The following is a 6,927-nucleotide window of genomic DNA, read 5'->3' as shown; positions in this document are numbered from 1 at the left end:
CCCCGAACGCGTACCCCGGCCCGCCGCCGCAGCAACAGCGTGACCAGAACCAGGGATGGCCCCAGCAGGGCGCGCCGACCGGTCCGCCGCCGGGCCAGCAGATGCCCTATCCCGGTCAGGGCGGCGGATACCCACCGCCCGGTTTCGCGCAGGGCCCACCCGGGTTCGGTCCACCACAGACGCAGGCACAGCTCGACGCGGACGCGTTGCTACGCAAGGCTCGTCGCGCGCCGCAGGCGGGGTGGCGGCGGACGGTCCACCGCATCTCCGGCGGACATCTGAATCCCGGTGACTCCCGCGACACGGTGTACTACGACCAGTTGGTACACCGGCTCAACGCGCCGGTACGCGGCGACTTCCGCGTGGCGGTGCTGTCGCTCAAGGGTGGCGTGGGCAAGACCACCACCACCATCGGCCTCGGGTCGACGTTCGCCCATCTCCGCGGCGATCGGGTCATCGCGGTCGACGCCAACCCCGACCTGGGCACCCTGGCGCAGCGTGTCCCGCAGCAGACGCGGTCCACGGTGCGCGACGTGCTGATGGACGACTCGATCTTCCGCTACTCCGACATCCGGGCACATACGTCGCAGGCCCCGAGCCGACTCGAAGTGCTTGCCTCCGAACGCGATCCGGCCGTCGCCGAGACATTCGGCGAGCAGGACTACCGCAGCGTCATGCGGGTGCTGCAGCGGTTCTACAACATCATCCTCACCGACTGCGGTACCGGTCTGAGCCACTCGGCGATGAACGGCGTGCTCGACATGGCGCAGGCGTTGATCCTGGTGTCGACGCCGGCCATGGATGGCGCGCGCAGCGCGAGCGCCACCCTCGACTGGCTGCAGGCGCACGGGTACGGCCACCTGGTGTCGCGCGCGATCGTGGTGCTCAGCGGACCGCGTCGGGGCACCACCACCATCGACATCGGCCAGCTCGCGCAACACTTCCTGGCCCGGACACGCGCGGTCCAGATCGTGCCGTATGACCAGCATCTGGCCGAAGGGGCCGAGATCGACCTCGAGCTGCTCAACCGGGACACGCGACGCGCGTTCGTCGAGTTGGCCGCCACGGTGGCCGAGGACTTCGCGGCCACGATGCGCGATGGGATGTAGCCGGTCACCGGTAGGACGCGGCGAGACGCCATGAACCAGCCGCAGAGCGACCTACGTCAGGCCCGCCGGGTGTTCGACGCGGGCGTCCTGGCGTGCGGGATCGCGATCGACGGGAACGAGGCGGAGCGCGACCTGCGTTACGCCGCCTTGGCTTTTCGACGGGCCATCGAGTACGCCCCGGAGATGGCCGACGCCTGGCTGGGGTTGTTGGCCACGGGAGAGTCCGAATCGGAGGTGGTGGTCCACCTACACAGTCGGCGCGACGCCATCGGTAGCGAGCAGCGTCGACTCGGCCTCGATCCCGGGACACTGCACGGTCGCGTGTCCACGGGGATGTACGTCGACCACCCCGTGTCGACGGCTGCGGAGGCGTGCGCCGCCTTCGCCTGCCAGATGATCCTCGCCACCGAGTACGACGAGGCCGAGGGCGTCCTCGACGACGCGCCGGACCAGTCAGCACAGTTCGTGCGATTCGCCCGAGGGCTGCTGCACTTTCGCACCGCGCGGTGGCCCGACGTGCTGACCGCGCTACGCGGCGCGTCGCAGTGGGACGACGCCCCGGTCCGGGCGACCGCCGAGTTCATGCTGGGGTCGGCGTGCGCCCATCTCGGGCTGTTCGGCGAGGCCGAGCGTCTCCTCTCCTCGGCCGAGTCGGGTCCGCTGCCGGACCTGTCGACCGTGGCCACCTACACCCGTGGTCTCAACGCTCGCGAGTCCGGCGACGAGGCTCGCGCGCGGACCATGTTCGAGACGGTCTACGTCCGCGATCCAGACTTCGCCGACAACGCGAAAGCCCTGAACAACACCGGGTTCCGGTTGTTCACCACCTCGAAGGAGGAGATCGCCTCCCGCACGGACCGGTGGGATCCGTCGTCGATCCCGCAGGCCGCCTCCGTCGGGGCGGTCAACGAGGAGCTCCTCGAGCGAGCGCGCCGTGAGCTCGACCGACAGGTGGGCCAGGCCGAGGTCAAGGACGAGGTGGACAAGATCCGCTCCGGCGCGCAACTCGCCCGCATCCGAGCCGGACGTGGGTTGTCGAGCACGGTGCGCAGCCATCACCTCGCGTTCACCGGCCCGCCCGGGACCGGCAAGACCACCATTGCCCGCATCGTGGCGCAGATCTACTGCGGCGTAGGCATCCTGAAGACCGACCGCGTGGTCGAGTGCAGCCGACGCGATCTCGTGGGTTCGCACCTCGGGTCCACCGCTCCCCGTACCAGCGCGGTGATCGATCGTGCGCTCGACGGGGTGCTGTTCATCGACGAGGCCTACTCGCTGATCCAGACCGGCCTGTCCGGCGGCGACGCGTTCGGCCGTGAGGCCATCGACACGTTGATCGCGCGGATGGAGGACGATCGCGACCGGCTGGTGGTCATCATCGCCGGCTACGACGGCGAGATAGACCGTCTCCTGGCCTCCAACGACGGACTGGCGTCACGGTTCTCCCGCCGGATCCGGTTCCCGTCCTACACCCCGGCCGAGCTGGGTGCGATCGGCGACGTGATCGCCGAGCGCCGAGACTCCGTGCTCAGTCCTCAGGCGCAGGCCGCCCTCGTCGAGCACACGGCCCGGCTGTGTGAGACGTCGTCGACGTCGGACTCGGAGCGCCGTCTCATCGATGTGGCGGGTAACGGACGGTTCGTCCGGAACGTCATCGAGGCGGCCGAGGAGGAGCGTGAGCACCGCCTCGCGGGAGGCGACACGCCGCCGGGTGACCTCGACTCCGACGCGTTGATGCGCATCGAGCGAACCGATCTCGATGTCGGCGTGCGACGCGTCCTGTCGACGATCACGCGGTGACGCCCACGCCGCCGAGTCGGTCGGAGCACACCAACCGATCAGAACGACTGGGTGTTGGCGTCTTCCTGGGAGACGAAGTTGTCCGCCGCGGTCTGGATGTTCTCGGCGTAGGAGGCGGTGGTGTCGAAGCGGTTCTCGACCGCGTCCATGTTCTCCTGGGTCTGCTTGTCGTACCCGATGCCATGCGTGGTCCCGGGCTTGTCGGCTCCCCACGCCTGCCCTTCGGCCTCCAGCGCCGAGCGCAGGGTGTTGCCGATGGTCTGGATGCGATCCGACGCCTGCTGCAGGGCCGCCGCGCCCGACCGGACGGTCTCGACATCGACCTGTGTGTGATCTGCCATGGTGTCCACGCTCCCGGACTCGACGACTACGTGGCCGTTACCCTACCGAACCATTCCCGCCCTGTCTGGCCTGCGCGCGACACCACAGGTCTTGCACCGGTTCCGCAGCACGGTTTACGGTTCGCCGCGTGACGATGCCCGATCCGGACGTGCCCCTCTCACTCGGGAACTCGACGCCGGCTCCGCGCCCCGACGCCGACGCGGAGACGAACGGGACCGCGGCGGTCGACAAGGACATCCGCACCGGACTGGACCGCGTCGCACCGCACGGGTGGGAGCGGTTGGGGGGAATCGTCGCGATGGCGGCTGACGCCCGCACGGCGCGAATCGTCGCCGAACGCGGCGATGCCGCGGTGCAGGTGGCCCCGGACGCCGCTCTGTGGGAGTCGCTCGCGCGTCACCGCGAACTCACCCGGGCACCGGGGCGCGGACCGTGGCTACGACTGTCGTTCGGCGGCCGCGACGGCGTGGTCACCGACCTCGTCCCCGACCACGGTGACGAGCCGTTCGACACGGCGTTCGTCTTCGTGCCCGAGGTGTACCGCGAGGAGTGCAACCGCGATCCGTCGGTGCGCCTCCCGTGGTGGTTGGCAGCCCATGCCTTTCACGCCGACCGCCAACTCCGTTCGGCCGAGTCGGCGGCCGACGCCGCTCGCGCCGACCACGCCGCGGGCGTCACCCCGACACCGGTAGACGTACTCGACCATCTGAACGCGGTCTGGGCTCGATGGGCGGCGTTGTCAGCCGCCTTCGTCGTCATGACCGATCCCTGGGGCCCTCGGATGCGCCCCGCCAACGCCGTCTTCCAGGGCGCCTCCCACGGCGGCTCGACCCTGGCCCGCCTACCCGGCGGGCGCGCGGTGCTCTCCGGCGGTATCGCGGCCGATCCACGTCTGCTCGCAACGCATCTCGACGATGCTCCGGCCTCGCAGCCCTACCGAGGCGCGCCCGCCTGGGTGACCGACGCCGTACTCAACCCCCGAGCCGGGTCGGGCCTGCTGTCGTTCTGCTTCTGGTTCGACGGCGATCGGTGGTGGCGCGGTGACGCCCCCGCACCGGCCGATTACGCACCCGCTCTACCCGCGGTCTGGTCCGACGACACCGCCACCTCGGTGATCGCGCAGCTCACCGGCCAACCGGAGGCCGCTGTCGAGTTCGTCGGCTCCTGCGTCGCCGGCACCGCGACACGAGCGACCCTCCAGGCGTTGAACCCGGGCACAGACACGGCCGTGATGGACCGGGCCGTGTATCAACTCGACATGGCCGGATGCCTCGCCCCGTAAGGCGCTCGACACCGACACGTGTCCGCGCTGACCGGATCGCGTCTCCGTCGTACACTCCTTCCCCTGGGCAACATCTGCGGGGTGGACCGACGGGGCGGACGGACGGGAGGGGCATCGCATGACGATGCAGTTCCCCGAGGAGTTCCGGTGGCTCGGCTACATCATCGGCATGGAATGGCCCGAGGGCGACGAAGACGCCATGCGGCGCATCGGCGAGGCGTGGCAGAACGCTGCGGGATCGCTCGAGGATGTCGCACCCGACCTCGACGCGGCCGCGCGGACGGTACAGAGCGGCCTCGAGGGTGCCACCTCCGAGTCACTCGAGAAGGTCTTCACCGAGATGCTCACCGGCGCTTACTCGATGGACAAACTGGCCGAGGCGGCCCGCAACGCCGGGAAGATGTCCGACTCGTCGGCCACCCAGATCGAGTACACGAAGATCTCGTTCTACGCGGCGTTGGCGTTGCTCGCGGCGCAGATCGCCTGGGCCATCGCCTCAGCGTTCTGGTCCTTCGGCGCCTCACTCTCGTCGATCCCTGTCTTTCAGGCGGTGGCACGAACCGCCGTCGGAATCGGTTTGAAGAACTTGATCGAGGCCATCGGCAGGAACGTGGCGGGCAAGGTCGCGTTGGCGATGGCCAAGGGTGCGGCGGTCAACTTCGTCCTCGGCGCCGGCCAGGATGCCGCGATTCAGCTGGGCCAGATGGCCGCAGGCAAGCGCGATGGTTTCGATTGGCAGCAGTTCGGTAAGACCGCGGCCACCAGCCTTGCCGGCGGTGCAGTCGGCGGTGGCGCCGGGCATTACCTCGAGGGGTTCACCAAATCTCAGGCCGATGCGATCACCACAAAGCTCGCCGGCAAGGGGGCGGACTGGGAGAAGTACGGCGGTGCCGCCACCACCTGGGCGAAGAACACCATCGACGGGGCCGGAGGGGGCGTCGTGCAAGCGGCGGCCTCGAGCGGGGTCGGTGTGGCGCTCGGCGACCCGTTCTCGGGCATCTCTCTCATCGGCGGTGCGGCCGGCGGCGGGCTGGGCGGCGCTGCCAAGGGGTGGAAGACCGAGGGCAGCAGTACACCTCCACCGGACGGTTCGTCCACGCCGCCCAGCGGTAGCGGCGGAGCGACCGACCCCGGCTCGGGGCCACCTGCCAACGGCACCGGGACATCCGACTCGACGACCGGCGGCTCGGCCGCGGGTGACGGCTCCGCGGGGTCCGGCGGGCCCGCTGACGCGAGCGGGTCACCGCAGGGCACTGGCGACAGCTCGTCGACGATCAACGGCGCGTCCGATTCGAACGCGCCGGGAGCAAACGACGGTTCAACGACGGCGGGCGGGAGCGATTCGGATTCGAGCTCGACCTCGACTCCGGACGACTCCGCGACACCCGCGAATTCGTCTGCACCGCAGTCGGATGACGGCGCATCGGCGTCCGCGTCGCCGTCGGGATCCGACAGCGGTCCGGTCGCAGCCCCCCAGGACACCGCTGCACCCGCTGCCGCGCACACCGGCGCGACGGACGCGGCGGGGCCCAGCGACGGCGGAACGAACACTGGTGCCGCGAGCGACTCCACGAGCGGCCCGGCCCCGTCACATGCACCGGCGAGCGGCGCGCACCACGCCGATCCTGGCGGCGACACGTCCGGGGTCGGCATCGGACACGACGACTCCACAGGCAGCGCACCGTCGTCGGATGCGCACCCGGACGGCAGCTCCACCGAACCCGACACCGGCGGCAGTGACCGCCCGGCCGAGTCCGGCGCGACGATCGACCACGGCGATCAGCCGCCCCCGTCCGACTCGTCGACCCCACCGGACTCCGGGCCGACACCATCGGAGACGACCACCCCGACACCCGACGCCGATTCATCGCCGCCGACGCACCCGACCTCGGACACCCCTGGGCCACCGGCGGATTCGACGCCCGAGGCCGGCCCCACCCCCAGTGACACCACCACGCCCTCGCACCAGCCGGACGGGACGGGCCCGACGCCGGACCGCGCCGTTGACCCGACGCCGGTTGCCCACCAGGACGATTCCGGTGCACCCGCCGTTGTGCACGACACATCTACCACCGCGCACGACACATCGAACACAGAGTCCGCCCCGGCGAACTCGTCCGGCCATGACACACCCCCGGCGGCAGTGACACCGACCACGGGCGCCGGTGCCGCCTCGACCGGAGCGGGTCATCACGGCGGCGGCTCGGAAACACCGCGGTCGACCGGTTCTCGCACCGTCGGCGACGCACCGGCGACGACCGGACGTACCGCCGCCGATTCAGCACCCGCGCCACGACCGGGCCCAGACCCCGCTCGCTCCGCGCCGGAGCCCACCGGCGCCCGTCCGTCCGCACCCGCCCCGCGACCCGAACCGGTGGGAGCCGGTGCGGCGGC

4 protein-coding genes and 1 pseudogene are annotated in these 6,927 nt (G+C 70.6%); 4 read left to right on the top strand and 1 reads right to left on the bottom strand.

The window, feature by feature from the left end; all coding sequences use genetic code 11:
* Both JHC79_RS20245 and eccA read left to right on the top strand, forming a co-directional pair.
* Nucleotides 1–1,109: MinD/ParA family protein (locus tag JHC79_RS20245; protein WP_296394198.1), on the top strand; the 1,109-nt coding region annotated here is incomplete at its 5' end.
* Nucleotides 1,110–1,139: 30 nt separating this feature from the next.
* On the top strand, nucleotides 1,140–2,909 hold the full coding sequence (gene eccA, locus JHC79_RS20240) for a type VII secretion AAA-ATPase EccA (RefSeq protein WP_296394196.1): 1,770 nt from the start codon (nucleotides 1,140–1,142) through the stop codon (nucleotides 2,907–2,909).
* Nucleotides 2,910–2,947: 38 nt separating this feature from the next.
* On the opposite strand, the gene JHC79_RS20235 is transcribed toward eccA, so the two are convergent.
* Nucleotides 2,948–3,250 carry a hypothetical protein gene (locus JHC79_RS20235; RefSeq protein WP_296394194.1) on the bottom strand — a complete coding sequence of 101 codons (303 nt, stop codon included), beginning with the start codon at nucleotides 3,248–3,250 and terminating at the stop codon, nucleotides 2,948–2,950.
* A gap of 128 nt (nucleotides 3,251–3,378) precedes the next feature.
* On the opposite strand from JHC79_RS20235, the gene JHC79_RS20230 reads away from it, so the two are divergent.
* The gene (locus JHC79_RS20230) at nucleotides 3,379–4,533 is read left to right on the top strand and encodes a hypothetical protein (RefSeq protein ID WP_296394192.1); all 1,155 of its coding nucleotides are present in this window, start codon (nucleotides 3,379–3,381) and stop codon (nucleotides 4,531–4,533) included.
* Between the two features lie 118 nt (nucleotides 4,534–4,651).
* Nucleotides 4,652–6,927, top strand: a pseudogene (locus JHC79_RS20225) (hypothetical protein); the annotation flags it as partial.

This window comes from Williamsia sp. (assembly GCF_016462415.1).
GTDB lineage: Bacteria > Actinomycetota > Actinomycetes > Mycobacteriales > Mycobacteriaceae > Williamsia_A.
The sequence above is the reverse complement of the archived record's forward strand: the minus strand, read 5'-3'. Positions and strand labels throughout refer to the sequence as shown.

Coding starts and splice junctions, on each gene's coding strand:
- eccA (WP_296394196.1), top strand. CDS start 1,140: ATGAACCAGCCGCAGAGCGACCTACGTCAGGCCCGCCGGGTGTTCGAC.
- JHC79_RS20235 (WP_296394194.1), bottom strand. CDS start 3,250: ATGGCAGATCACACACAGGTCGATGTCGAGACCGTCCGGTCGGGCGCG.